At 65.3% G+C, this 25901-nt stretch carries 30 protein-coding genes; 14 read left to right on the top strand and 16 right to left on the bottom strand.

The window, feature by feature from the left end; genetic code table 11:
- Window positions 1-205: 205 nt before the first annotated feature.
- Window positions 206-1339, top strand: a complete 1134-nt coding sequence (locus tag MP11Mi_RS11040; RefSeq protein ID WP_420038969.1) for an LLM class flavin-dependent oxidoreductase — start codon at window positions 206-208, stop codon at window positions 1337-1339.
- Complete coding sequence (locus tag MP11Mi_RS11035) at window positions 1336-1995, top strand: CE1759 family FMN reductase (protein ID WP_420038968.1); 660 nt, start codon at window positions 1336-1338, stop codon at window positions 1993-1995. The genes MP11Mi_RS11040 and MP11Mi_RS11035 overlap by 4 nt, the downstream gene beginning before the upstream one ends.
- A gap of 83 nt (window positions 1996-2078) precedes the next feature.
- Here the strand turns inward: MP11Mi_RS11035 and MP11Mi_RS11030 are convergent, their stop codons facing one another.
- The 6 genes from MP11Mi_RS11030 to MP11Mi_RS11005 are packed head-to-tail and all read right to left on the bottom strand — an operon-like array spanning window position 2079 to window position 5176.
- Entirely contained in the window at window positions 2079-2372 is a 294-nt protein-coding gene (locus tag MP11Mi_RS11030; protein WP_420038967.1) for a WXG100 family type VII secretion target, read from the bottom strand.
- A 37-nt stretch (window positions 2373-2409) separates the two neighbouring features.
- The gene (locus MP11Mi_RS11025) at window positions 2410-2727 is read right to left on the bottom strand and encodes a WXG100 family type VII secretion target (RefSeq protein ID WP_420038966.1); all 318 of its coding nucleotides are present in this window, start codon (window positions 2725-2727) and stop codon (window positions 2410-2412) included.
- A gap of 25 nt (window positions 2728-2752) precedes the next feature.
- Entirely contained in the window at window positions 2753-4201 is a 1449-nt protein-coding gene (locus MP11Mi_RS11020; RefSeq protein ID WP_420038965.1) for a hypothetical protein, read from the bottom strand.
- Window positions 4198-4503: a hypothetical protein gene (locus MP11Mi_RS11015; protein ID WP_420038964.1), complete on the bottom strand. Its 306-nt coding sequence runs from the start codon at window positions 4501-4503 to the stop codon at window positions 4198-4200. The genes MP11Mi_RS11020 and MP11Mi_RS11015 overlap by 4 nt, the downstream gene beginning before the upstream one ends.
- Window positions 4500-4874, bottom strand: a complete 375-nt coding sequence (locus tag MP11Mi_RS11010) for a YbaB/EbfC family nucleoid-associated protein (RefSeq protein ID WP_420038963.1) — start codon at window positions 4872-4874, stop codon at window positions 4500-4502. Before MP11Mi_RS11010 ends, MP11Mi_RS11015 begins: the two co-directional genes overlap by 4 nt.
- A complete protein-coding gene (locus MP11Mi_RS11005; protein WP_420038962.1) occupies window positions 4871-5176 on the bottom strand; it encodes a hypothetical protein in 306 nt (101 codons plus the stop codon). The genes MP11Mi_RS11010 and MP11Mi_RS11005 overlap by 4 nt, the downstream gene beginning before the upstream one ends.
- Window positions 5177-5489: 313 nt before the next feature.
- Between MP11Mi_RS11005 and MP11Mi_RS11000 the strand changes: the two genes are divergently transcribed.
- Window positions 5490-6656, top strand: coding sequence for a MinD/ParA family ATP-binding protein (locus MP11Mi_RS11000; RefSeq protein WP_420712877.1), 1167 nt, complete (start codon window positions 5490-5492; stop codon window positions 6654-6656).
- A 64-nt stretch (window positions 6657-6720) separates the two neighbouring features.
- On the opposite strand, the gene MP11Mi_RS10995 is transcribed toward MP11Mi_RS11000, so the two are convergent.
- Window positions 6721-7992: an NAD(P)/FAD-dependent oxidoreductase gene (locus MP11Mi_RS10995; protein ID WP_420038961.1), complete on the bottom strand. Its 1272-nt coding sequence runs from the start codon at window positions 7990-7992 to the stop codon at window positions 6721-6723.
- Window positions 7993-8117: 125 nt separating this feature from the next.
- On the opposite strand from MP11Mi_RS10995, the gene MP11Mi_RS10990 reads away from it, so the two are divergent.
- The gene (locus MP11Mi_RS10990) at window positions 8118-8984 is read left to right on the top strand and encodes a LysR family transcriptional regulator (protein WP_420038960.1); all 867 of its coding nucleotides are present in this window, start codon (window positions 8118-8120) and stop codon (window positions 8982-8984) included.
- A gap of 143 nt (window positions 8985-9127) precedes the next feature.
- On the opposite strand, the gene soxR is transcribed toward MP11Mi_RS10990, so the two are convergent.
- On the bottom strand, window positions 9128-9586 hold the full coding sequence (soxR, locus tag MP11Mi_RS10985) for a redox-sensitive transcriptional activator SoxR (RefSeq protein ID WP_420038959.1): 459 nt from the start codon (window positions 9584-9586) through the stop codon (window positions 9128-9130).
- A gap of 66 nt (window positions 9587-9652) precedes the next feature.
- Here soxR and MP11Mi_RS10980 point away from each other — a divergent pair, with 66 nt between their 5' ends.
- Complete coding sequence (locus tag MP11Mi_RS10980) at window positions 9653-11500, top strand: ABC transporter ATP-binding protein (protein WP_420038958.1); 1848 nt, start codon at window positions 9653-9655, stop codon at window positions 11498-11500.
- Window positions 11501-11520: 20 nt separating this feature from the next.
- On the opposite strand, the gene truA is transcribed toward MP11Mi_RS10980, so the two are convergent.
- The 8 genes from truA to infA all read right to left on the bottom strand — a co-directional run bounded on the left by truA (window position 11521) and on the right by infA (window position 16461).
- Complete coding sequence (gene truA / locus MP11Mi_RS10975; RefSeq protein ID WP_420712876.1) at window positions 11521-12399, bottom strand: tRNA pseudouridine(38-40) synthase TruA; 879 nt, start codon at window positions 12397-12399, stop codon at window positions 11521-11523.
- Between the two features lie 17 nt (window positions 12400-12416).
- On the bottom strand, window positions 12417-13157 hold the full coding sequence (rplQ, locus tag MP11Mi_RS10970; RefSeq protein WP_420038957.1) for a 50S ribosomal protein L17, sunset domain variant: 741 nt from the start codon (window positions 13155-13157) through the stop codon (window positions 12417-12419).
- A 64-nt stretch (window positions 13158-13221) separates the two neighbouring features.
- Entirely contained in the window at window positions 13222-14274 is a 1053-nt protein-coding gene (locus MP11Mi_RS10965) for a DNA-directed RNA polymerase subunit alpha (protein ID WP_237008997.1), read from the bottom strand.
- Window positions 14275-14517: 243 nt separating this feature from the next.
- Window positions 14518-15123 (bottom strand): 30S ribosomal protein S4, encoded by a 606-nt coding sequence (gene rpsD, locus MP11Mi_RS10960; protein WP_420038956.1) that lies wholly within the window; start codon window positions 15121-15123, stop codon window positions 14518-14520.
- A 22-nt stretch (window positions 15124-15145) separates the two neighbouring features.
- A complete protein-coding gene (gene rpsK, locus MP11Mi_RS10955) occupies window positions 15146-15553 on the bottom strand; it encodes a 30S ribosomal protein S11 (RefSeq protein ID WP_006895581.1) in 408 nt (135 codons plus the stop codon).
- Window positions 15553-15921, bottom strand: coding sequence for a 30S ribosomal protein S13 (gene rpsM, locus MP11Mi_RS10950; protein ID WP_236996265.1), 369 nt, complete (start codon window positions 15919-15921; stop codon window positions 15553-15555). The genes rpsK and rpsM overlap by 1 nt, the downstream gene beginning before the upstream one ends.
- A 174-nt stretch (window positions 15922-16095) precedes the next feature.
- Window positions 16096-16209 carry a 50S ribosomal protein L36 gene (gene rpmJ / locus MP11Mi_RS10945; protein ID WP_026917227.1) on the bottom strand — a complete coding sequence of 38 codons (114 nt, stop codon included), beginning with the start codon at window positions 16207-16209 and terminating at the stop codon, window positions 16096-16098.
- Between the two features lie 30 nt (window positions 16210-16239).
- Window positions 16240-16461: a translation initiation factor IF-1 gene (gene infA / locus MP11Mi_RS10940; RefSeq protein ID WP_007616247.1), complete on the bottom strand. Its 222-nt coding sequence runs from the start codon at window positions 16459-16461 to the stop codon at window positions 16240-16242.
- A 475-nt stretch (window positions 16462-16936) separates the two neighbouring features.
- Here infA and MP11Mi_RS10935 point away from each other — a divergent pair, with 475 nt between their 5' ends.
- Genes MP11Mi_RS10935 through MP11Mi_RS10895 form a run of 9 tightly spaced genes read left to right on the top strand, consistent with a single transcriptional unit; the run spans window position 16937 to window position 25901 of the window.
- Window positions 16937-17794 carry an MlaE family ABC transporter permease gene (locus MP11Mi_RS10935; protein ID WP_420038955.1) on the top strand — a complete coding sequence of 286 codons (858 nt, stop codon included), beginning with the start codon at window positions 16937-16939 and terminating at the stop codon, window positions 17792-17794.
- Between the two features lie 4 nt (window positions 17795-17798).
- Window positions 17799-18881, top strand: a complete 1083-nt coding sequence (locus MP11Mi_RS10930) for an MlaD family protein (protein ID WP_420038954.1) — start codon at window positions 17799-17801, stop codon at window positions 18879-18881.
- The gene (locus MP11Mi_RS10925) at window positions 18878-19924 is read left to right on the top strand and encodes an MlaD family protein (RefSeq protein ID WP_420038953.1); all 1047 of its coding nucleotides are present in this window, start codon (window positions 18878-18880) and stop codon (window positions 19922-19924) included. The genes MP11Mi_RS10930 and MP11Mi_RS10925 overlap by 4 nt, the downstream gene beginning before the upstream one ends.
- Window positions 19921-20970 carry an MCE family protein gene (locus MP11Mi_RS10920; RefSeq protein WP_420038952.1) on the top strand — a complete coding sequence of 350 codons (1050 nt, stop codon included), beginning with the start codon at window positions 19921-19923 and terminating at the stop codon, window positions 20968-20970. The genes MP11Mi_RS10925 and MP11Mi_RS10920 overlap by 4 nt, the downstream gene beginning before the upstream one ends.
- Window positions 20970-22085: an MlaD family protein gene (locus tag MP11Mi_RS10915; RefSeq protein ID WP_420038951.1), complete on the top strand. Its 1116-nt coding sequence runs from the start codon at window positions 20970-20972 to the stop codon at window positions 22083-22085. Before MP11Mi_RS10920 ends, MP11Mi_RS10915 begins: the two co-directional genes overlap by 1 nt.
- On the top strand, window positions 22082-23131 hold the full coding sequence (locus tag MP11Mi_RS10910; protein ID WP_420038950.1) for an MlaD family protein: 1050 nt from the start codon (window positions 22082-22084) through the stop codon (window positions 23129-23131). Before MP11Mi_RS10915 ends, MP11Mi_RS10910 begins: the two co-directional genes overlap by 4 nt.
- On the top strand, window positions 23128-24096 hold the full coding sequence (locus MP11Mi_RS10905) for an MlaD family protein (RefSeq protein WP_420038949.1): 969 nt from the start codon (window positions 23128-23130) through the stop codon (window positions 24094-24096). The genes MP11Mi_RS10910 and MP11Mi_RS10905 overlap by 4 nt, the downstream gene beginning before the upstream one ends.
- Before the next feature lie 43 nt (window positions 24097-24139).
- On the top strand, window positions 24140-25060 hold the full coding sequence (locus MP11Mi_RS10900) for a hypothetical protein (RefSeq protein ID WP_420038948.1): 921 nt from the start codon (window positions 24140-24142) through the stop codon (window positions 25058-25060).
- A 1-nt stretch (window position 25061) separates the two neighbouring features.
- Complete coding sequence (locus MP11Mi_RS10895; RefSeq protein ID WP_420038947.1) at window positions 25062-25901, top strand: MlaE family ABC transporter permease; 840 nt, start codon at window positions 25062-25064, stop codon at window positions 25899-25901.

The raw sequence follows: 25901 nt of genomic DNA, 5'->3' as shown, positions 1-25901 counted from the left end.
ATAGTCGTCGGTGATGCAGAACTTATCGCATCCCGCCGACACGTCCGGCCGCATTGCTGTTTCTCGTGCAGGAGAACACTATTCGGCCAGTCGGTCGATCGGTCAACCACCACCGGACATGTCAAGGAATTAAACGGACCTCGGTCCGGTTATGATTGGTGACAGCACACAGACATGCGGAGTGCACACGAAAGCGAGAGGTCACATGCAGTTCGGGATCTTCAGTGTCGGCGATCTGACCGCCGACCCCACAACCGGCGCCACGATCAGCGAACACGAGCGGATCAAGGCGATGACGGCGATCGCTCTCAAGGCCGAAGAAGTCGGACTCGATGTCTTCGCCACCGGCGAACATCACAATCCTCCGTTCGTGCCGAGTTCGCCGACCACAATGCTGGGTTGGATAGCCGCTCGTACCGAGACGCTACGACTGTCGACGGCGACGACACTCATCACCACGAATGATCCAGTGAAGATCGCCGAAGACTACGCGATGCTCCAGCACCTCGCCGACGGCCGCGTCGATCTGACGCTCGGGCGGGGCAACACCGGCCCGGTATACCCGTGGTTCGGCAAGGACATTCGCAAGGGCATCCCGATGGCCGTCGAGAACTACCACCTGCTGCGCAGGCTGTGGCGCGAGAAGTCAGTCGACTGGCAGGGCGACTTCCGTACGCCGCTGCAGGGATTCACCTCGACTCCGGCGCCGTTGGACGACACCCCGCCGTTCGTGTGGCACGGTTCGATCCGGTCTCCAGAGATCGCCGAGCAGGCCGCCTTCTACGGCGACGGATTCTTCCACAACAACATCTTCTGGAACTCCGAGCACACCGAGCAGATGGTGAATCTGTACCGGCAGCGCTTCGAGCATTACGGCCACGGCGGCGCCGACCAGGCGATCGTCGGCCTCGGCGGCCAGGTGTTCATGGCCGACACCGAGACCGAGGCGAAGCGTCGGTTCCGGCCCTACTTCGACAATGCGCCCGTGTACGGCCACGGCCCGTCGATGGAAGAGTTCACCGAGATGACACCGCTGACCGTCGGCACGCCCGAACAGGTCATCGAGAAGACGTTGACCTTCGCCGACTACGCAGGCGACTATCAGCGACAGTTGTTCCTGGTCGACCATGCCGGCCTGCCACTGGACCAGGTGTTGGAACAGGTCGAGATGTTGGGTCGCGAAGTGGTTCCGACGCTGCGCACCGAATTCGACCGGCGACGGCCGTCACATGTTCCGTCCGATCCGCCGACGCACACCGACCTGGTCGCGGCGGGGCCGGGTAGCAAGCACCACGTGGTGATTCCGAACGAGACCGCCAACGTGGGGGCCGACCGGTGACCCGGCGGGTAGTTGTCGTCAACGCCGGTGTGTCAGCGGCGTCGTCGACGAAGCTATTGGCCGAACAGTTGGCAGGCGCAGTCGACGCAGCGGTGTCGGCGCGCGGCGAACTGGCGCAGATCGACTATATCGATGTGTCCCCGCTCGCTCGTGACCTGGCGATCGCGGTCACCTCGGGTGTGCCGTCGGCCGCGGTGCGCGCGGCGCACGACTTGGTGGCCGACGCCGACGGGCTGATCGTCGCGACGCCGGTGTTCACCGCGTCGTACAGCGGGATCTTCAAGATGTTCTTCGACACTCTGGACCCCGATGCGATCACCGGGGTCCCGGTTCTCGCGGCTGCCACCGCAGGTACCGCACGCCATTCGTTGGTGATCGACCACGCGATTCGCCCGCTGCTCGCGTACCTACGGGCCGACGTGCTGCCAACAGGGGTGTTCGCGGCGACCGACGACTTCGGGTCAACCGAGCTCGGCGACCGCATTTCACGAGCGGGAGCCGAACTGGCTCAACGGCTGGTGTCCGACACCGCGGTCGCCGGATTCGGCGGCCCGACCGACACCGTCCCGACACCCCGTCGCAGTGGTCGCAGCAACGATCTGGGTCCGGTGACGGACTTCGTGACCCTGTTGAACGGTCACACCGGACACCCGTGATCCGGGCGACCAGCTCGATCACCGCTTGACCGTCGCCTGACGGCGGCGCCCCATCCCCCGACGAATGTGGCGCCGCCGCCGGGTCAGGCCCCGAACGTACGGCTGACGCGAAGGTCGGTCTCACGCATCTGCGTCGCCGCCCGTTGTACTCCGACGCCGAGACCGTCGAGTCGAGTCCGTGCGTCGCCGAACAGTCGGTCCCACTGGGCCTGCGCCTGCTGGTACGACACGGCACCACCGGAATCCCAGTGGTTCGCCAATGCGGTCACCTGCTTCTTCAGTTGCCCCGATAGTTCTTCGAGTCGCTGAAACTGGCCTCGCAGGTCGCCCGACAGGGTGTCGAGCCCGGCGAAGTTGTAGCGGATCACTCCGGACATGTGTGTTCTCCCCCTCTGATCGTTGAGTCTGCGGCGCTTACAGCGCCAGCGTGCCGTTGCCCGAGCCGCCGACCATCGTGGCCGCGGTCGCGTCTTCGTCGTCGTATCCGCGGAAGCCGGTTGTCAGCTTCGCCTCGATCTCGTCGAGGGCGTGCTGCAACTTGGTCGCGGTCCCGTGCCAGTCGGCATGTGATCCGCCGAATGCGTTGGACGCCTTGCCGTCCCAGGTGCTCTGTCCGGTCCCGGCCGCTGACTGGATCCGGCTGATGATCCCCTGCATCTCGGCCACTATCCCTTTGATCGATGACGTCGACGCCTGGGAGGCACCGAGGTCGACGTTGAGTCCTGTCGTCATACGATTTCCTTCTCTCTGTGCCGGATCAGACAGATCCGGCGAAACCTGTGTGCGCCACGTCGAGGCGGAGCGCAACGTCGACGCCGAACGGTTGCCCGAGCAGCGCCGACAATTCATCGGCGGGATCGGCGACGGCTGATTCGTCGACAGTGACCGCCGTATCGGCGAGGCGGAGACCGGGGCTCTCGCCCGAGCGAGTCGCGCCCATAACTGCGACAGGGGCCATCGGTACTCCGCCGCCGACCGCGCCGGACGAGACAGGCGTCGCCCCCGAAGGCGTCGTGGCGTTCGTGGTGAATGACGCGTTGGTGGTGGTCGGCCGGTCCGCCAACTCGATCGGCGGTTCGGCGGCGGTGACACTCGGCACCGCACCGTTCGTCCCGACGGTGGCCGATGCCGGTTGAACCGCCGCTTTCGACGCTGCCGTGTCCGATCCGGTCGCCGCCGCGTTCGTCGTCGCATTCGTCGGCGCGTTAGTGGTCGTCGCGCCGTTAGCCGTTGCGGCCGGGCTCGCGGTCGACGGTTCGCACGCCCGGCAACAGGGCGCAGACGCCGTTGCAGTCTTTCCGGTGGTCCCGGTCGTTCCGGCGACCCCCGTGGTCCCGGCAGTCCCCGTGGTCCCGGCTGTCGAGTCCTTACTCACGCCGAGCAGACCGCCGACTACCTGGATGCCCGTGTCGAACAGCGGGCCGGCCTTCTGAAGCAGCGACGACAAACCGTCACCCGAGAGCGTGGTCGGCGCGTCCGACACCGTCACCGGGGTACCGACCGCACTGATGTGGGTAGTCGGCGCGGTGAGCTGCGCACGGGTGTCGGCGACGACTGCGAGTCCTTCAGTGAGGCCTTCGGCCGCGATGCCCAGGGCCGCGACCTGGCCGGCCGGGGTCACCAGCGTCGGCGCTGCGGCCGCGAGTAGTCCGACGGTCTTGGCGACGACGCCCTGCAACGCCGCCGCTCCCGCCGCGACGATCGCGGACGCCGCCTGTACGTCGGCTGCCATCGCTGTCCCCTGCGCCGCGACTTGCTCCGACTGGCCCGCGGTCCGGGTGGCGGTGCCAATCGCTGCGGTCGCCGCCTTCCCTGTCCACTCGGTGCCGACGGTCGAGATCCCACTCAGGATCGTCGACGCACCCGACTGCAGCAGGATCGCGAGGCGACCAAGTGATTGCACCGGGCTCGCTGCCTCCGACAGGCTTCCCGACCCGAACGTGCCGAGGAGGTCGACGATCGGTTTGACCAGAGCAGTCGGGTCCAAGCCGGGCAGGGTCGGCAGCGCCGGCAGATCGAATCCAGACAGGTCCGGGAGGCCGATGGCCGACGGCGCGTTCAACGACGGTAAGCCGAGGTCGGTCAACACATCGGCAACGGGCGTGTCCAGGAAGGCGGTGAGCCCCGTCGGTTCGAGCACCTGTCCGACCGTGACACCACCCGTTGTGCCCGCCGCGGCCGACACTGACTCGTCGCAGACAGTCATCGTGAGCTCACACCGATGGCGCTGGCCTCATCGGCGGCGCGGAATCCAGCGAGACCGGCGGCCGTCGCTGCCGCACTTCCCGTATGCGCGGCGGCCAGACGCCCCACGGCCTGCAAGTGATTGGTCTCGGCGATCGCGTATGCGGCGAGGAACTCCTGGCCGATGAGCCCGAACGCGGCAGCCAGCACCGCGGCCTGCGCGGCGTCGACCGTCATCGCCCCGGCTGTCGCCGCACCGACCGTTCCCGACATCGCTCCGAACGCCGCGACCCCTGCTGGCGCCACCTCGACCTGTCCGCTCATGACTCCCCCTCTGTTTCCGGCTCTCGAAAGGTTGGACGCACCGACTCGCTATCGGGTTCCAACGACTCGCCGGTGAGTTCGGTGAACTGAGCCACGAACTCCGACATGATCTCGGCGCGCTCGGTGAACACCCGGGTTGCGGCGCGCACCGCCGTTCGCACGATCGCGTCGGCCAGTGCTGCTGGCCGCCCGTTTCCCGCCCCCGCCGATAGCCGCAGCCCGATCATCGCGCCCGATACGTCGACGTCTACGGTCACCCGTCCGTCGTCGCCGGTCTCCTGGACTGTCAGCGTGCCCAGCTTGCGTTGGACGTCCTCGAGCATGTCGAGCTGTCGCTCCGCCGTGCGCTGCACCTCATCCATCACACTCATCGCCGACTCCTCGCGGATCGCATCAGGCCGATGTCCGCGGCGTCCTCCGACGCGAGGAGGTCGGCCCGTGACGGCAGCCCCAACAGCGCGAGCGTCTCCTCGGGTACACCGTCGGCGGCCAACGTCGTCCGGCGCCGAACTCCCGCGGTGACACCTGCGAGTTGGCACAACGCGAGAATGTCGGCGGCAAGGTCGGACGGATCGCGTCTGCACTGTGCGGGTTCGAGCTTCATCGCAACCGGCAACCCCGTCGGCGTACAGGTCACTGCGATACCGCCACCGCGAGAACGCACGGTGGTCATGCCTTCGGGCTGCACGCCGTCTGCACTCAGGAGGTCTGGGCTCAGGAGGTCAGCATTCGGGGGATCGGGATTTCGTGCGTGCGGGCCGCCCGGTTCAAGTGATTTCTCGGTCTCCATGAAAGGTCAGACGCACGTGGACCGATTTCGGTTCCATCGAACTTCTTTCGGGCGAGTCGCGTGACGGTCGGCGTAGCGTTCGGCTCCACCGCACCACAGCGCGCTCAGCCAACCGCAGCGAAGGGACCCGCCATGACCACCGACATCGCCACGTCCAGGGGGCACCGGCCCGTACGACGCCGACACGCCACCGTGGCTGGTCGGGCCGCAGCCGAGGCGGGTCGACGACACAGTCAACGCGCGGGTAGGTGAAGTCGACCTGTCGGGGATCGTCCCGCCGCCTGCAGCAGGACTCCTCGCCCAACCGCCGCTCGCCCAACCTGCCGCGAACCCGCGGCAGGCGGCACCTGAATACCGACCTTCAGCGCAGCCCATTCCGGCGCAGGCCACGCATCCACCCCAGCCATTCGCGCTGCGTTCGGGGCCCGCACTCGACGAGGTCGGGTTGATTCGCAAGGCGCGACGCGCACCGGCCCGGGGTTGGCGTCGAGCCGTCCACACGTTGAGCGGCGGTGCCGTGAACCCCGGTGAGTCGTCGGCCGAACTCGAATACCGCGATCTGCTCGAACATGTCCGTCAACCGGTTCGCGGCGACTACCGGATCGCCGTGCTCTCGCTCAAAGGAGGAGTCGGCAAGACCACCACGACGATCGGGCTGGGTTCGACGTTCGCGTCACTGCGCGGCGACCGGGTGATCGCGGTGGACGCCAACCCCGACCTCGGCACACTCGCCCAGCGCGTCCCCCAGCAGACACAGTCGACCGTCCGGGATCTGCTTGCCGACCCCGTCGTAGCGCGCTACTCGGACGTCCGTGCGCACACCTCGCAGGCGCCAAGCCGACTGGAAGTTCTCGCATCCGAACGGGATCCGGCCGCCGCCGAAGCATTCGACGAAGACGAGTACCGCGGGGTCATGTCGATCCTGCAGCGGTTCTACAACATCATTCTCACCGACTGCGGCACCGGCATGAGCCACAGCGCGATGCGCGGTGTACTCGATCTCGCCGATGCGATCGTCCTCGTCAGCTCGCCTGCACTCGACGGGGCGCGCAGCGCGGGCGCCACCCTCGACTGGCTCGCGGGCCACGGATTCGGGCATTTGATCTCGCGCAGCGTCGTCGTGCTGAGCTCTGCACGACCGGGTGCGTCGTCGATCGACATCGGTGACCTGAGCCAGCATTTCCTGACGCGGTGCCGCGCCGTCCACGAGATCTCGTTCGACGATCACCTCGCCGAAGGCGCCGATGTCGACCTCGAGCTTCTCGGCAAACGCGCGCGACGGTCCTTCGTCGAACTGGCGGCGACGATCGCCGACGACTTCGGCGGCACTGTGCTGCGACGTCATCCGCCTTTCGAGGGGTAAGGCGACGACGCGCGGCGGCCTGGAGACGCGTCGGGGCGATCTCCAGGCCACGCGGTGCGAAACCTTAAGCGGCGGTCTCTGATCCGCTCGACGGCCGCACCGTCGAGCGATTCGCTCCGCCCGCCGCGACCTGAGCGAAGCCGGGCCGGGCACGGCCGGCGAAGGCCTTGAACCAGGATGCGATCGCGGCCACCCGATTCCGGAAGCCGACCAGATAGAACAGGTGGACTGCCAGCCAACTGAACCAGCCGAGCACGCCGGTGAGTTTGATGCCAAACGGGGCGTCGACGACGGCGTTGTGCCGGTTGACGACAGCCATGCTGCCCTTGTCCAGGTAGACGAACTCGGTGCCCGCGGCCTTCTTGCCGCGAATCACGTCGGCGACATGACGCGCCTGCTGCATGGCGACCGGGCTCTGACCCGGGTAACCCTTCAGGTTCGTCATGTCTCCGATGGCGAAGACGTCGTCGCGGTCGCCAACGGTCAGATCGTCGTCGATCAGAAGTCGACCCGCTCGGTCGGTGGCGCAGCCCGTCGCCTCGGCGAGGACCCCGGCGAGTCCGGTCGCCTGCACACCCGCCGACCACACGATGGTCGCCGCGCGCAGCACCCGGTCCTCGTCACCGCTGTGAACAGTAACCTTCACACCGTCGATGTCGGTGACGAAAGTGTCGGTGAGTACCTCGACACCCGCCTTCTCCAACGTCTTTCGCGCGAACACCGACAACTTGCCGCCGTATACCGGCAGCAGGTCGCCCGCGCCTTCGACAAGATAGACGACAGCGGGCACGTCGGTGAAGTGCCGCGTGCTCAACTCGCGGATCTGGCCTGCGATCTCGACTCCCGTCGCACCGCCGCCGACTACTACGAAGGTGTGCGCGTCGGCGTCGTCAGCGGGCGCGGCGAAGCATTCGAGCAACTGAGCGCGCAACGCCACAGCGTCGTCGAGAGATTTCAATGAATACGTGCGGTCGGCCCACTCATCGTGCCCGAAGTATCCCTGCACGACCCCGGCCGCAGCGATGAGACGGTCGTAGCCGACCTGCTCGTCACCGTCGTCGGTGCGGTACGTGACGACCTTGCGGTCGACGTCGATGTCGCTCACGTACCCACGGACCACCGACACGGACTCCTTGGATTCCAGAACGTCACTGATATTCGGCGCGATCTCCTCGGTCGGCAGCACACCGGTCGCCACTTGATACAGCAGCGGCTGGAACAGGTGCTCGTCGGTCGCCGAGATCAGCATCGTGTCGACCTTCGACTTCGCCAGTCGCTTCGCGGCGGCGAGCCCGCCGAAACCCGATCCGATGATCACCACGTCGGTCCTGCGCATGTTCCCTGCTCCTCTCGAGTCGGTTTGCCTCTACCACCAGGTTGCTAGAACCCTGGTAGATCGACAACCTCAACGAACAGGCATTCTCTTGTACTTTCGATCTGTTCTATTCATAGAATGACGGAATGGAGTTTCGTCAGCTCGAGTACGTGGTCGCCGTGGCCGAGACCGGTGGGTTCTCCCGCGCTGCGCAACGATGCTTCGTCTCGCAGTCGGCCATCAGCCACCAGGTGGCGGCCCTCGAACGTGAGTTGGCGACCGAACTCTTCGACCGTTCGCAGCGACGCGTCCGACTCACCGAAGCGGGCGAGACACTCGTCCCGTACGCGCGAGACCTACTCGCGCTGCGCGACGACGCGATCGGCGCGACGTCCCCGCGACCGGACCGCGTACGCATCGCCGCCAACATGTCGTTCGCGGGTGCCGCGCTGACCGCGGTGTCCGCGGTCCGTGAACGCAATCCGGACGCCGAAATCGACTTCCTGATCAAACCATTCACTCAGCGCGTCGACGCCGTCGCCTCCGGCGAAGCCGACCTCGCACTGATCCGCGGCACCGTCGACCGGGAAGGCCTATACCTCGACCCGCTGTGGGTGGATCAGCCGGTCATCGCGTTCAGCTCCCGCCATCCGCTGGCGGCCGGCGGGCAGGCGCCCAGCCCGGCCGATCTCGCCGCGTACCCGCTGATCCTGCCGCCCGCCGACCGCCAAGTATTGCTGCACCGACTCGTCGACCGCGCGTTCGTGCGGGCGGACGCCGAGGTCACCTACGGCCCGGAGATCCGCGAGGGCCACTCAGTCGCTTTTGAACTCATCAACCATCCGACCGCCTGGACGCTCCTCTACGAGGATCCACTGCAGCCCGGCATCTCGTGCCGCCGGAGCCTGAACTTCACTCTCCCGGTGTCGGCGGTCCTCCGCGTGGACGCGACGCCCAACCAACTGGTCGCCGAACTGCTCACCGAACTGTCGAACGGCTTCCGCCGTACGTGAGCGTCGCATACGCGCGGCCGCCCGACGAGAGCCTATGTCGTTCTAGATGGAACGTTGTAGCCCCACAGAAGGACGTCAGACTCCCTCCCAGCCTCTCCACGCAGACAAGACAGGCGCGCGAGCAATCGCGCGCCCGTCTCATGTCAGGACTCCAGTAGACGGCGCGGACCATCGCCGCGACGCCCGTACTCGTCGTGCGGATTCGCCAACGCGCATCGCTCCATGGATAGACAGCCACAGCCGATGCACCCATCGAAGTCGTCACGCAACTGCTGCAGCCGGTGGATGCGCTGGTCGAGCTCGGCGCGCCAACCCTCCGAGAGCCGCGTCCAGTCGCGGGCCGTCGGCGTACGCCCTTCGGGCAGTCGCGCCAGTGCGTCGCGGATATCGGCGAGCGGTATGCCGACTCGCTGAGCGATCTTGATCAGCGCGACTCGGCGCAGGGTGTCGCGCCGATATCGCCGCTGGTTGCCAGTCGTCCGACGCGCGTCGATCAGCCCCTCCCGTTCGTAGAAGTGCAGCGCCGAGACGGCGACGCCGCTGCGCACGGACAGTTCACCGACGGTCAGTTCCCGACTGTTCCACGCAGGCCAATCGGTCATCCGCGACGATCCTCTCCTGGACGAGACAGTTGACCTCAACCTTAGTTGATGTTTCAAGATCGAGGCATGAGTATGGAGACGACGGCGTGGAGCACGATGCACACGGCCATGAACGCGACCACCGATCACAACCGCATCAACCCGGCACTACTACGACGAATCGCAGGCTTCGCCGCACCACACCGGCATCGACTTGCCGGATTCGCAGTGGTCAGCGTGATGATCGCCGTCCTGACCGTCGCGACGCCGCTACTCGCGGGACGCGTCATCGACGCGATCACCCGGTCCTCGCCAGTGTCGGTCGTCGTGTGGCTGGCCTCGATCATCGCGGTAGTCGCCGTGGCCGAAGCCGGGTTCGGCGTCGTGCAGCGCTGGCTGTCGGCGACGATCGGCGAGCACCTCATCTTCGATCTTCGGACCGCCGTCTACGACCACGTCCAGACCATGCCGGTCGCGTTCTTCAGTCGCACCCGAACAGGCGCGTTGGTGAGTCGTCTGAACAACGATGTGATCGGCGCCCAACGCGCGTTCAGCGACGCCTTCTCGGGAGTCATCAGCAACACCGTCACCCTGCTGCTCGCTCTCGTCGCGATGCTGAGCCTGTCGTGGCCGATCACGCTCGCGACGTTGATCCTCCTCCCGATCTTCCTATGGCCCGCGCGACGGTTCGGCGCTCGTCTCGCCCAGATGCAGCGAGCGCGAGCTGGACACAACGCGGCGATGGGCGACCGCATGACCGAACGATTCAGCGCTCCGGGCGCCACTCTTATCAAGTTGTTCGGCGGCGCGGATCGCGAGTCCGACGAGTTCGCCCAGCGGGCAGGCAGCGTTCGCGACATCGGTGTGCGGTCGGCCATGGTGCAAGAGGTCTTCTATCTGGCGCTGATGCTGGTGTCAGCGCTGGCGTTGGCGCTCGTCTATGGGATCGGCGGGGTGCTCGCGCTTCACGGACAGATTCAGACCGGCACCATCGTGTCGCTGGCGATGCTGCTGACCCGGCTGTACGCGCCGCTCACCGCACTCGCGAACACCCGGGTAGAGGCAATGAGCGCGATCGTGAGCTTCGAGCGGGTCTTCGAAGTCCTCGATCTCGAACCCCTCATCCGTGATCGCGCGGACGCCCGCCGCGCCCCGGCCGGCCCGGTCGGCCTCGAGTTCGATGGTGTCTCGTTCTCGTACCCATCCGCCGCACAGATCTCGCTGGCGTCACTGGAGGATGTAGCGGTCCTCGATCCGCGGCCCGGCGGACGCGTGCTGCACGACGTGTCGTTCACTGTCGAGCCGGGACAGACGGTCGCGTTGGTCGGCACGTCGGGTGCGGGCAAGTCGACGATCGCCGGGCTCATCCCCCGCCTGTTCGACGTCGACTCCGGAGCGGTCCGCGTCGGCGGAGTGGACGTGCGCGAATTCGACGCGGCATCGTTGCACGCGACCGTCGGCATGGTGACACAGGACGGGCACCTGTTCCACGACACGGTGCGCGCCAACGTCCGTCTCGCCCGCCGGGACGCTAGCGACGACGAACTGTGGAATGTCTTGCGTCGCGCCCAGCTCGACGACGTGATCGCGGCCCTTCCGGACGGGCTGGACACGATCGTCGGCGAACGCGGCTACCGCTTCTCCGGCGGAGAACGGCAACGGTTGACGATCGCACGCGTGCTGCTGGCGCGTCCACGTGTGGTGATTCTCGACGAGGCGACCGCACACCTCGATGCGACATCGGAGGCGCAGGTCCAGCTTGCGCTGTCTGAAGCGCTCGCGGGACGCACTGCGATCGTGATCGCGCACCGTCTGGCGACGATCAGAGACGCGGACCGAATCCTCGTCGTCGAAGGGGGCCGAGTGATCGAATCCGGCTCGCACGTCGAGCTCGTCGACGCGGGCGGCCGGTACGCGGAACTGTATCGAGCGTGACCGCTGGATCGGGGCGCGGGTCAGCCGCCGCAGCAGCCACCGGCGAGATCAGCCGCGTCGCGGACGTCGCGGGTGCGTTCGGCGCGAGCGGCCCAGTCCTCGGGCGGCGGGTACGCGACGTGCACCAGGCTCAGGCCACGGGCCTGCGCGACCGGCACCTGAGCGGCGCGCGTCTTCGCGGTGAGCAACGATGCACACCAATCGAGGTCCCGGCGTCCGTCGCCGACGACAGCGACCGCCCCGACGAGGGAGCGGACCATCGACCAGCAGAAGGCATCTGCGCGGACCACCGCGACGAGGACGCCGTTGCCGTCGCGGCGCCACGTGAACTCCTGGAGCTCGCGGATGGTTGTCGATCCAGGCCGGTAGCGGCAGAAGGCGGCGAAGTCGTTGAGGCCGACCAATTTCCCGGACGCCGCGTTCATGGCGTCGACGTCGAGTGGTCGCGGCCAGTCCGCCGTGGTGCGGGCCAGAGTCGGTTCGGCCCCCCACCGTGCGTCGGTCAGTCGGTACTCGTAGGTGCGCGCGAGCGCGGCGAAGCGCGCGTCGAAGTCGCGGGTGACTGCGTCGACGGCTTTGACGCGGACGTCGTCGGGCAGCATCTTGGCGAGCCTGCGGACGAGTCGGGACGGGTCACCGTCGATCGAGCGAGTCGCCAGTGATGCGACGGGGACGTCGCAGTGTGCCACCTGTCCGGACGCATGGACGCCCGCGTCTGTCCGGCCCGCGACGGTCAGTCGCACCGGGGCGCGGAGGACTGTCCCCAGAGCGTTCTCGATGGTCTCGCACACGGTGCGCCTGCCGGGTTGGGTCGCCCAACCAGAGAAGTCGGTGCCGTCGTATCCGATCGTCAGTCGGAGACGGCACTGCCCGCCCTCGTCGGTGACGAGGGCGGGCAGTGCCGTGTCTGGAAGGATCAGTCTTCCTGCTGCGACGGCGGCAGCGAGTAGCCTGCTGCTTCTGCATCCGCGTCGGTAGCGAACCAGATCTCCGCGACGGTCGACTCGTAGAAACGAGTGCCCGGGCGGTGGTACAGCTTCGACTGGGCGTTGCCCTTGATCGGGAAGCCCTCCGGCTGCTCGTCGCCCTCGATCGGAGCGTGCGAGCCTGCCGGAGCGTCGGCGTCGGCGACGACCGCTGCGGTCGACACGTCGTCGACGGCCTCAGCGACCGCGTCGGCGTTCTCGACCTGTGCGTCCGTCGCGTCGGCCTCGACAGCCTCGACGACGTTGTCGCCTTCGGCAGCCTTCGCCTTCGACGCCGCGGCGCGTGCGACGCGGTTCGCCTCGTTCGACGCGGTGGCTTCGCGGACCAGCTCGATCACTGCCATGGGGGCGTTGTCGCCCTTGCGCGGCAGAGTCTTGATGATGCGCGTGTAACCGCCGTCGCGCTCGGCGAAGTGCGGGCCGATCTCGGCGAACAGGGTGTGAACGACATCCTTGTCACGGATGTCCTTCAGCACCTGGCGACGGTTGGCGAGTTCGCCTGCCTTCGCGTGGGTGATGAGCTTCTCGGCGTACGGACGGAGCCGCTTGGCCTTCGCTTCGGTGGTGGTGATGCGGCCGTGCTCGAAGAGCGCCGTGGCGAGGTTCGCCAAGATCGCCTTCTGGTGGCTGGCCGACCCGCCGAGGCGGGCACCCTTTGTGGGCTTGGGCATTTCTCTCTCCTAGGAGGGGACTTGCGATCTGCAGACCGAAAGTCGTAGTGGTTCTAGCAGCCCCTTAGAGCTGTTCGGTCTCCGCGAAATCCTCACCGGAGTCGGCGTCGTACGACGCCTCGTCCGTCCATGTGCCGGTGGCCGGGTCATAACCGGCGACCTGCGACGGGTCGAAGCTGGCCGGGCTGTCCTTGAGGGCCAGTCCCAGACCGTGGAGCTTCACCTTCACTTCGTCGATCGACTTCTGTCCGAAGTTGCGGATGTCGAGCAGATCCGACTCGGTACGTGCGACCAACTCGCCGACGGTGTGAACACCTTCGCGCTTGAGGCAGTTGTACGAACGGACGGTCAGCTCCAGATCCTCAATCGGCAGCGTGAACGCAGCGATGTGATCGGCCTCGGCGGGCGAGGGTCCGATCTCAATGCCTTCGGCTTCGACGTTGAGCTCCCGAGCCAGGCCGAAGAGCTCGACCAGGGTCTTACCGGCCGATGCGAGTGCATCGCGCGCGGTGATGGAGTTCTTGGTCTCCACGTCGAGCACCAGCCGATCGAAGTCGGTGCGCTGCTCGACGCGGGTGGCCTCAACGTTGTAAGTCACCTTGAGGACCGGCGAGTAGATCGAGTCGACCGGGATACGGCCGATCTCTGCGCCGGACGCCTTGTTCTGCACGGCGGGCACGTAGCCACGGCCCCGCTCGACGACGAGCTCGATCTCGAGCTTGCCCTTGTCGTTGAGGGTCGCGATGTGCAGGTCCGGGTTGTGGACGGTGACGCCTGCCGGCGGCACGATGTCAGCACCGGTTACGGCGCCCGGACCCTGCTTGCGGACGTACATGGTGACCGGCTCGTCCTCTTCGGAGCTCACGACGAGTCCCTTGAGGTTCAGGATGATGTTGGTGACATCTTCCTTGACTCCAGGAACGGTGGTGAACTCGTGCAGGACGCCGTCGATGCGGATGCTGGTCACTGCCGCGCCCGGGATGGACGACAGCAGCGTGCGCCGCAGCGAGTTGCCGAGGGTGTAACCGAATCCCGGTTCGAGCGGTTCGATGACGAACTTCGACCGGTCTTCGGCAATGACCTCTTCAGACAGTGAAGGTCGCTGTGAAATGAGCATGTGAGGGTGTGTCTCCTTCGTGACCGCCCGCTATTTGACGGTCTGGAAGCGGAAACCAATCAGCAGTCTGCTGCTATTTGGTCTTTTCTGTGTGAACGGCTCGCCGCTCGAATCCTTCTCCAACGCATGGCCCCAGAAACAACCTTGACCGCGTAAACGCTGCGCGACCACACCGAAGTGCGGCCGCCCAACGCAGCAGCGAGGGTCTTAAGGGGCACCAGGGGAACGGAGTCCCCCGCGCGCCTACTTGGAGTAGAACTCGACGATGAGCTGTTCGGTCAGCGGGACATCGATCTGCGCACGCTCGGGCACCGAGTGCACGAGGATACGCAGCGTCGAGGGAACCACCTGCACCCAAGCCGGGGTCGGTCGATCGCCGATGGTCTCCTTGGCGATCTGGAACGGCGTGGTCTGCAGCGACTTCGGGCGGACGTCGATGATGTCGTACTGGCTGACGCGGTAGCTGGGCACGTCCACGCGAACACCGTTGACGGTGAAGTGGCCGTGGCTGACCATCTGGCGGGCCTGACGACGCGTGCGGGCGATGCCTGCACGGTAGACGACGTTGTCGAGACGGGTCTCCAAGATCTGGAGCAGCACGTCGCCGGTCTTACCGGAGCGACGGTTCGCCTCTTCGTAGTAGCGGCGGAACTGCTTCTCCATGATGCCGTAGGTGAAGCGGGCCTTCTGCTTCTCCTGCAGCTGGAGCAGGTACTCAGATTCCTTGATCCGCGCGCGGCCGTGCTGGCCGGGCGGGTAAGGGCGACGCTCGAACGATGCGTCTCCACCGATGAGGTCGACGCGGAGTCGACGAGACTTCTTAGTTGCGGGACCGGTATAGCGAGCCATGGTTTATCTCTTCCTTTCCCGCTTAGACCCGGCGCCGCTTGGGCGGGCGGCAGCCGTTGTGCGGCTGCGGGGTCACGTCGGAGATGGTGCCGACCTCGAGGCCGGCTGCCTGCAGCGAACGGATGGCGGTCTCGCGACCGGAACCCGGTCCCTTGACGAATACGTCGACCTTCTTGACACCGTTCTCCTGCGCCTTGCGAGCAGCGTTCTCGGCAGCGAGCTGCGCGGCGAACGGGGTGCTCTTGCGTGAGCCCTTGAAGCCCACGTGGCCCGAGGAGGCCCAGCTGATCACGTTGCCCTCAGGATCGGTGATCGAGACGATGGTGTTGTTGAACGTCGACTTGATGTGTGCGTGGCCGAGCGGGACGTTCTTCTTATCGCGACGGCGGGTGCCCTTCTTGGGGCCTGCGCTACGTGACTTCGGAGGCATTACTTCTTCTTCCCGGCGATGGTCTTCTTCGGGCCCTTGCGAGTGCGGGCGTTGGTCTTGGTGCGCTGACCATGGACCGGCAGGCCGCGACGGTGCCGCAGACCCTGGTAGCAGCCGATCTCGATCTTGCGTCGGATGTCGGCCTGCACCTCGCGGCGGAGGTCGCCCTCCACCTTCACCGAGGCCTCGATGTATTCACGCAGCTTCGAGACGTCTGCGTCGGTCAGATCTTTCGCACGCAGGTCGGCCGAGAGACCGGTACCAGCGAGGATCTCTTTCGAAGTGGTGCGACCCACCCCGTAGATGTATGTGAGTGCGATCTCCAGCCGCTTTTCGCGGGGAAGATCCACACCAGCAACACGTGCCATGTGGCGATTCCTTCATATTTCTCAGAGGTCTGCTTCTGGTCCGTCCCGAACTCATATGTCGGGCCCCGGCCTCTGAGCCGGGGGTCGGTGTCCACGCGTCTGCGAACACTGGTTCCAGAAGTTCATTCGCGATGTTCAGTTGTGTTTCTCAAGCGACCCGAAGAGGGGCGTTGATCAGCCCTGACGCTGCTTGTGACGCAGGTTTTCGCAGATCACCATGACCCGGCCGTTACGGCGGATCACTTTGCACTTCTCGCAGATCGGCTTGACGCTCGGCTTGACCTTCACGTCACCGTTCTCCTTGTTGAACTTCGAGGGTTACTTGTACCGGTAGACGATTCGTCCACGGGCCAGGTCATAGGGCGAGAGCTCTACGACCACACGATCCTCGGGCAGGATGCGGATGTAATGCTGCCGCATCTTGCCACTGATGTGGGCGAGGACCTTGTGTCCGTTCTCCAGCTCAATGCGAAACATTGCATTGGGCAGGGGTTCGACCACGCGACCCTCGACCTCGATGGCTCCGTCTTTCTTCGCCATGTCCTCCGCGATTCTCCGGAGGCACGCGTTACGCGACTCCGGGCTGGATCCTTCGACTTCCGGTACGGTGGCACGCACTGCGGCTTCCTCCTCACCAAGCAGCGTGTTGCCACTCGGTTACGGACACACGGAAACCGCACGACGCACCGACGTTCGAGTCTACGCGAGGCATGCGGCTACAACCAACTCGAACCTGCGACGTCAGCGTCGCTCCGGCACCTGGGCCGCCAGTTACGTCCGGCCGCCCCTTTCGGACAAACCTCAGTCACGGCACCCACCGCGGGAGGGACATCAGACCATTTCGGTCCGACATGCCCTCCACCCCCTGCCGCAACCTCGGCGATGAGACAATTTTCGCGTTCTTGTTACATCCATGGTAGAAATCACTCGTCGCCAAGACGTGGCGGACGACACACTTTGTGTCGCGATAGACGCGGGACCGCCCGCAGTCGAGACGGACGGGTCGGGGGATCCATTGGGTATTCCATCAACATACGAACCCAGGTTCGCTCGATGGTTCATTCGGGCGAAGGACAGCGTCGACCTCTCGCTCGCCTACCTCGGCCAATTCCTTACTTTCCTCTGGCAGACGATCCGGTACGTACCGGTCACACCATTCCGCTATCCGCGGCAGACCATTAGGACCATCACCGACCTCACGTGGGGTCGTGGCGCCGTCGTCATCGGCGGCGGAACGGCCCTGCTCATGGCGGGCCTGGGCGTCGCGGCCGGAGCGACCGTCGCGATCATCGCCGACAGCACTCTCGACCTCGTCGGCCTCGGCTCGGTGACCGGTTCAGTCACGTCGTTCGCGATCACCCGCGAATTCGCCCCGATCCTCGCCGCCGTCGCCTTCACCATCCAGGCCGGCTGCCGGATGACCGCCGAGATCGGCTCCATGCGCATCAGCGAGGAGATCGACGCACTCGAGGTGATCGGCGTGCACTCGATGTCGTTCGTCGTCTCCACACGCGTCATCGCGGGCATCCTCACCACTATCCCGACGTTCCTCGTCGCCCTGGTCGCCAGCTATCTGAGCAGCGCGTTCGTCGTGGTCTCTCGAGGCGGATCCCGCGGCGCGTACGCCCACTACTTCGACCAGTTCGTGAACTTCCCCGACATGCTGGCCGCGACCGTCAAGACCATCACGTTCATCGTGGCGATCACACTCATTCACTGCTATAAGGGCTTCTTCGCCAGCGGCGGACCCGAGGGGGTCGGCGTGGCATCGGGTCGAGCAGTCCGCGCCAGCCTCGTCGCAATCATGGTTCTCGATCTCGCCCTGACACTCGCCTTCTGGGGCGTCAACTCGCCGTTCCTGTTCCGAGGATGACTCAATGACCGAATTCCGCATCCCCGGCATGTCCGCTACCGCGGGCGCATACCGAAACCGCGCATTGGCAACGATCGCCGCCGTGGCCGCCGTCACCACCGTGACAGTCGTCGGGGTGCGCGCTCTACCCGACGACACCACTGAGATCATTCTGAAGACGACTTCAGTGGCGGGCGGCATCGGACCCGACGCCGCCGTTGTGCTCAACGGCTCCGAGGTCGGTGTGGTCAGCGAGATCGACGTCGCCGCCCCCGACACCTACGCAGTGACCCTCGACCTGAGTGGCGACCGCGCCGACGACGCACTCGCCGTCCTGACTGATCGGACGGTGGTCAGTTACGCGCCGAAGAACCTGTTCGGCATTTCGGCTGTCGTTCTGACGAGCCAGTCGGGTGGAACTCCGCTGCACAACGGATCCACGCTCGACGCGGGCGACCCCGAGGACGCGACGATGACGACGCTGCTGCGCAAGCTCAGCGACATCCAGAACGAGGCGTTCGACCCGTATATGAGCGATATCCTGTCCGTCGCCGCGAAAGCGACCGACGGCCTGCTCCCGATCCTGGGCGTCGCCGGCCAGATCATGAACGACATCGCCGAGACCCAGGTTGTCAGCCCACGCAAGACGTTGCCGCAGTTCGCACAACTGGTCGGGCAGGTTCGCGGCACCTTCGACGATCTCCTTCCCCCGATCCGCCGACTCATGGACTGGCAGGCGCCACGGCGCCCGGGGTTCAGTGAAATGGCCGAACAGGAGTTGGCGTACACCGAGGGGCCGGTCATGGACCAGGTCACCAAGCTGTTCTCCGACTCCGAACTCGGGCAGACCGCTCCCCTGATGCCAGTGATCACCGCACTCCTCAATCGCATCAACAACACGTTCCCCGACTCGCGTACTAACGGCATCCAGATCGCGACGCTCATCGAGAAGCTCCGCAGAGCACTGCCCGCGGGCCCGGACGGCTCGCCGGTGCTCACCGTCGACGCGGTCCTGGCGTCCGCGCCGGGCTTGAAGGCCGTACTCGACCAGCCACCGATGACGAAACGTCCCGCCACGCATCCGACCAGACAGGGAGGCACCAGGTGACCAAGTTCCCCCGCGCACTCGTCTATCTGATCGTGTTCGCCGTCTTCTGTGTGGCAGGCGGGTTGTTCATCAGCAATGCCATCGTCCGCCCCGTGGACGCCGCGACCACGAAGTACACCGCCGACTTCACCAGCGTCGCTGGCTTGAAGGTCGGTAGCGACGTCCGAGTCCTCGGCGCACGGATCGGCAAGGTGACCGACATCGCCGTTCACCACGACGACCAGGACGGCACATCGGTCGGTCGCGTCGAATTCGAAGTCGACAAGAACCAGAAGCTCTACGACGACACACGGCTCGCCATCCGCTACCTCAACCTCACCGGGATCAGATACGTCGACGTGCAGCAGCCGAAGAAGAAGTCGGGCACGCCGATCCGCAAAGGCCGGGTGATCGGCACCGAAAACACTGATCCGTCGTTCGACGTGACCCGCGTATTTCACGGTCTGGCACCGGTATTCGCGACCATGAACACCGACGACATCAACCATTTCTCCGAGAGCCTGCTCGCGGTGATCGAAGGCGACGGCTCCGGCTTCAGCGAGTTCGTCACCTCCCTCACCCACGTCGTCCGGTTCGCTGACGATCGCGCCGCGGTGATCAATACGCTCGTCGACAATCTCGCCGAGCTCTCCGGTTCGGTGAAGGGGCGTTCGCAGTACATAACGCCGATCATCGATTACGTTTCCCGCTTCGGCAGCGTCCTCGCGCAGTGGACACCCTCGTTGCGTGAGCTCGCCGACAACACCGGCAACATCCTCATCCAGGCCGACGATCTGCTGGCCTCGCTCGGCGTCGAGCCGAACGGAACCCCGGACGCGAGTTCGCTCCTGGCGCAGGCGAAGCCGAGCTTGGAGGCCGCCGTCTCCGTGCTGTCGCTGGCACCGGTCCTGCTCGACACGCTCAACACGGTGGTTCCCCAAACTGGTTCCAACCAGGCCGGTTCGACTCACGCCAGTTCGACGTGTGGCAAGGGTCGCGCCGAGATTCCGAAGCAGCTTCAGTTGTTCATCCGTGAAAGCCAGGTGACCTTGTGCAAGCGATGAAGATTGTCACCGCACCGTTCCGGTGGATCGGCGCACTCATCGCGTGGGTCATCAACCCGCGCCAGCGAACGGAGTCGCACAATCGCGCGCTCGAATTCGGATGGGGTGTCGCAGCGCTCGGCGTCACCCTCGTCGCGGTCCTGATCGGCGTCGCCGTCTATTGGTACTCTCCCGGCCACTACCGTGTCGTCGCCCAATTCAGCGAAGCGGGACAGCTCGAATCCGGCGACAGCGTGCGCGTCGCGGGCGTACCCGTCGGCACCGTCAAGAAGGTCGAGCTTCGCAACGACCACGTCGACGTCGAGATGGCCGTGCGGTGGGGCACGTTCCTGGGCGACGAGACCAACGCCGACGTGAAGATGCTGACCCTCGTCGGCGGCAGCTACGTCGACCTGACCACGGTCGGCACCGAAGCTCTCGGCGACGACGTCATCCCCGAGAGCAGGACAAGCATTCCGTACAGCCTCGCTGAGACATTCCAGAAGATGCAGCCCAAGCTCGACAAGATCGACGCCGCACCCGCACGAAAGAGCATCGCCCAGATCGGTCAAGCACTCGACGACAATCCGGACGCGTTACGCGAGAACCTGACGACGATGCGGTCTATGCTCACGAATCTGCAGAACCGTCAGGACGAATTCGGCTCCATGTTGGCGCTGGCCGCCGACTACTCCGAACAGATCAACGCTAACGGTGACGTGCTCACCCAGCTGGCACGCAATCTCGACTCGTTCGTCACCGAGTACTCGGTGTTCGGATCTCGCCTCAACGTCGTCCTCGACCACCTGGCGCTGCTCCTGGAACGAGTCCGCGGCCTGGCCATGATCTACATGACCGACATCCAGCCGCTCGTCGACCAGATCGACGCTGTCGGCCGAGAGTTCGGTCCTGCACTCGAACGCTACGGACCGATGATCAGCCAGGCCCGCGACCTCATTTACCGCCTCGAAGGGATGGTGCAGCCTGACGGATCGATCGTCGTCGATCAAAGCAAGATCGTGCTGACATCCGATTTCTGCATTCCCATGCCGGGGGTGACGTGCTGATGATCGCCAAGGTCCTCAAATCCCGCTGGTTCATCACCGCCTGCGTGATCGCCGTCGTCCTCGCCGCCATCGCTGGGCTCCTCCTCTCCGATGTCCGTTCGTCGCGAGCCGCCAAGTACTGCGCCGAGTTCAACGACGCGATCGGGCTGTTCGTCGGCAACCAAGTGACCCGCCGCGGCGTCCCGATCGGGGAGATCACCGGGGTCGAAACGGAGGGCGGGCACGCCGTCGTGCGGTTCACGGCCACCGACGACGTGCAGATCCCCGCCGACACGGAGGCCGCGACCGTGGCTCCGTCGGTGATCGCCGTCCGACAGCTCGCTCTCCTCGGCGACTACCACGGCGGCCCACAACTGCAGCCCGGACAATGTGTCCGGCTGGCGAATACCAACACTCCGGCGTCCATCTCCGAGTCGCTGCAAAGTCTCTCGGATGTCGCGGCGGACCTGACATCCGCGGGTGGGCTCGCCGAGTCAAAACAGATGCTCTCGGCGATGTCGAACCTCGACCAGGCATTGGCCGGCACCGGCCCGCTGCTGAACACGATCATCAAACAACTCGCGATGCCCGGGCATTCGCCGATCAATGGGGCGTTGGACGACACCTCACGCATCATCGATAGCGTCAGTTCCCTCTCCACCGGTCTCGCCGACAATTGGCCCTTCCTCGAATCGTTCATCACGGAGATTTCCGGAGTCGTCAAGCCGTTGATCTTGCCAACAATCGGAAGTGTCAGCCGGATCATCGGCGCGCTACCGGAAACACTCACGATGCTCGCCAAAGTCATCGACAATTACAGTCACTTCGTGTGGCCCGCCCTGGACGTCGTCGTCCCGATCGCCCGGGTGGTCGGCAACGGCATGCGCAACTTCGGCGACATCCTGGGTATCGTGCCGGTCCTCATCCGCGCCTTCGACATCTCGTTCGATCAGAAGTCGCTCGGTCTGCGCATCAAGTACACCCCACCGACCACGCGCATCCCAGCTAAGAATCCGCAGGCGACGTGCGCCAATATCAACCGCTATGTCCCGGGGCAATGCACGGTCAGCGACCCCTCCGGGATGGAGATCGATGCGTTGTCGATGGCCCTGACCTTGACGGGAGCGGCCCGATGACCACCGCTACTCGCGTTGCGGCGCGCCGCATCCTCCGCATGATCGTGATCCTCCTGGTCGCCTCCGCCACCCTCACCGGTTGCTCGGCGTACGCCAAGTTCGCCCCCGAGAACCTGCCGACACCGCAGGGTCTGAGGGACGGCCGTGAGATCGGCGCGCTGGTACCGACCGCGGTGAACCTTCCCCTCGAATCGAAGGTGCTCGTCAACGGCATCGACGCCGGCTCTGTATCGGCGATTGTGCCCGACGACGGCGCCACCAGAATCACGATGCGAATCGACGACTCGACCGTCGTCTCGGCGGCCGCCAGGCTGGAACTCAAGCAGGACACGCTACTCGGCGACACATACGTGTCGATCACGAACCCGTCGGACCCGACCGCGAACGCGGTGCCCGCAGGCGGAACATTGAGCATCGAACAGGTCGCCCAACCGGTCCAGATCGAACAACTGTTGTCGAGCCTGGCCAACTTCCTCGGCAGCGGAAGCCTGCTGCAGCTCGGCGCCACCTTCAGCGCAGTCAACAACCAGTTCCCCCAAGACCCGAAGGACATCGTCAAGATCCAGGCGGTCCTCGCCGACACCCTGGACACCTGGGCGTCGAACACCGACGATCTCGGGAAGATCCTGACCGACGTCGCGGGCCTGTCCGAACGACTCACGTCGATGAAGGGCACCCTCGAGTTCGCGCTGAGCCCGGCAGGAGTCAACCAGTTCCGGGCGATCAGCAGCACCACGTACATGGTCGCGATCCTCGGTCGACTGTCCGACGCCCTGGGACCGGCGATGCCGCTGGTACCGGTGCTGTCGAGTTTGACCCGACTGATCCGCGACGTCGTCACACCGCTCCTGATCCCCGGCTTCCCGCAAAATGACGTCTCGAACGCCGAACTGCTCACCGATGTGATCGACGACAAGGTCCTTCCGTGGCTTAAGAACACACCGGGCGTCAACCTGAGGTCAGTGACCGTCCAGAACGACGTATCCGACCGCGACCTCTCACGAGAGATGGTCCGCACCTTCCGCATGTTGGGGATGGTCCGATGAACCGGAACAGCAGGATCGAACTGGCCTTGAACGTCATAGCGTTCACGGTGGTGATCATCGTCTGCGGCGGCTACCTGGCGACTCAGGCCTACCACTGGAAGCCGCTCCAAGACACGAAGACCGCATACGTCAGCCTCACCGACAGCAACCTAATCCTCCAGGACACCGGTGTGTTCGTCAGCGGAATCCGGATCGGCAAGGTGGCCGATGTCAGGATCAAGCCCGATGGCGCCACCCTGGTGCTCGAGTACGACGCCGACAATTCGGTCCCAGCCGACTCGACCCTGTCCGTCGGTCTGCAATCAGCCCTCGGCGAGCCATACCTGAACTTCACCCCCGGCACGAGCGGCGGGCCCGCCCTAGAAAACGGCGCGACGATCGCCGCCGAAAACCTGGAAGAACCCGAATCGATCCCCGGCATCTTCAACCAGATATCGACGATGTCGTCGGTGTTCGACGCCGGGCCGATGTCGGGGATCTTGAAGTCCATCGCCGAAGCTCTCGACGGCACCGAGGGTTCCCTCGATCGCATCAGCGACGGCACCCGACTGGTGGCGACGATGCTCATGACGCATTCGCCTCAAATGCGGAAGATGTTCGCCAACACGCAGGTCTACACCGCTAACCTCGATTGGATTGTCAAGACGCTCCCGCAGTTCTCGGGCGGACTGCACGACATCATGGTCAAGTTCACGTCCGCGTTGGAAGCGACCGGCGACCTCATCGACAAGGGAAATCTGAACACCGTGATGCACGACTCGGTTGAGCCGTTCCTCGCAAAGCTCAACCCGTACCTTGCGGAGATCATTCCGCCGGTGATGGACGCGGTCGGCCCACTGATGCCGGTCGCATTCGCCGTCGACGACACCGTCCCACAAATCGACATGAGCGCCTTCCTCGCCGAGGCGCTGAAACTGTTCGGCGGCGGAGACGGCGTCAAGCTCGTCATCACCCAGCCGAACTGACACAAACCCGACAGCATTTTTCCGTATCGAACAGGAGTATCCGATGTCTGAGGACAACACCGATCGCGAGAAGACCGAAGGGGACGACGCCGGCACGCCCGCCGAGACAACGGTGACCGAGACAGCGAAGACCGTGACACCTGCGGCCGAGTCCGCCGTGACACCCGCGGCCGAGTCCGCCGTGACACCTGCGGCCGAGTCCGCCGTGACACCTGCGGCCGAGTCCGCCGTGACACCTGCGGCCGAGTCCGCCGTGACACCTGCGGCCGAGTCCGCCGCCGAGAAGTCAGATGGCAAGAAATCCGACGAGACACTAACCCAGAAGAACGACCGCGGATCGGGCCGACGGGGCCAAGTGACGATGTCGATTCCCGTCCTGATCGGCTCACTACTCGCCGGCCTGCTAATCATCATCCTGGCCGCGACGACAGTCGTATTCGTGCTCCGCGACTCATCGGCCCGCAACGACCTCGACTCGATGCGCGCCACCGCGGCCGATGCAGCGGCCGCCGAAAAGGTCGCGGGCAAGTACGCGGTGTCGGCCGCGACACTCGACTACCAGGACCTGACGCCCTGGATCACGGCGATGAAGAAAGGCGTGAGCCCCGAACTGGCCAAACGCTACGACGCGGTCGGCCAGACGATGGAGCAGATCATCACCCCGCTGCGCATGAAGACGAGCGGTGAACTGGTGACGACGTCGCTCTCCGACTCCGAAGGCGACCTCTACCGGGTCGACGCCGTCGTCAACGTCAACACCACGACCGTGCAGAATCCGAGCGGCGGCAACGCCGTCGCCGTCTACAAGTTGACGCTAGACCGGTCGAAGAACTGGCTCATCACCGAGGTCGGCGACCCGACGAACACCGTCGCAGGCAATCTCGGGTCACCTTCCGGCGCCCCGGCTGCCCCTGCCGCCCCTGCTGCCCCGACACCGCCTGCCGACCAGGTGCCCGGTAACTGACATGCGTATCGAAGACCGTCCCCGGCCGTCCGCGATAGGCGGGTTCACCGACAACTTCAACGACAATGCGCTCGGCCCGATCCGCACGTTGGGGCGCACGTTCCGGCTGGCGGTCGTGTCGATCGTCCAGCTCTTCCTGGACATCTTCCGCGGCCAGTTGAAAGTCCGCGAAACCGTCGTCATGGGCTGGTATCTCGTCAGCGTCACCGCAGTGCCCGCGTTCCTCATGGCAATCCCGTTCGGCGTCATCGTCACCATCCAGATCGGCAACATCATCAACCAGTTGGGCGCCCAATCGTTGCTGGGCGCAGCGAGTGGTTTCGCGGTGATCCAGCAGGCGGCGCCGCTGGCGTCGGGTGTCCTGCTTGGCGGTGCGGGAGCCTCGGCCATCGCCGCCGACCTCGGTGCCCGAACCGTCCGTGAGGAGATCGACGCGATGCGCACGATGGGCATCGACCCCATTCAACGTCTCGTCGTACCTCGCGTGCTCGCCGCCGCGATCGTCGCCCCACTCCTCGCACTGTTCATCATCTTGGTCGGAGTCATCGCGGCGTTCTATCTCGCAGTGATGATCCAAGGCGTCGGCGCGGGCAGCTATTGGCAGTCGTTCGGCTCGTTCGCGTCCGGACGCGATCTGATCCTCGGTGTCGTCAAGGCGATCGTCTTCGGCATCATCATCGGCGTCATCGGCTGCCAGCGCGGCCTCGAGGCGCGCGGCGGTCCGCAGGGTGTCGCGAACGGCGTCAACGCCACCGTCGTCGTCTCGACGGTCGGCATCATCGGCGTCAACTTCATCATGACGCTCATCTACACCGTGTTCTTTCCGATTCAGATCGGCTAG

It is taken from the genome of Gordonia abscondita (assembly GCF_032711245.1).
In the GTDB taxonomy this organism is placed as follows: Bacteria; Actinomycetota; Actinomycetes; order Mycobacteriales; family Mycobacteriaceae; genus Gordonia.
The sequence above is the reverse complement of the archived record's forward strand: the minus strand, read 5'-3'. Positions and strand labels throughout refer to the sequence as shown.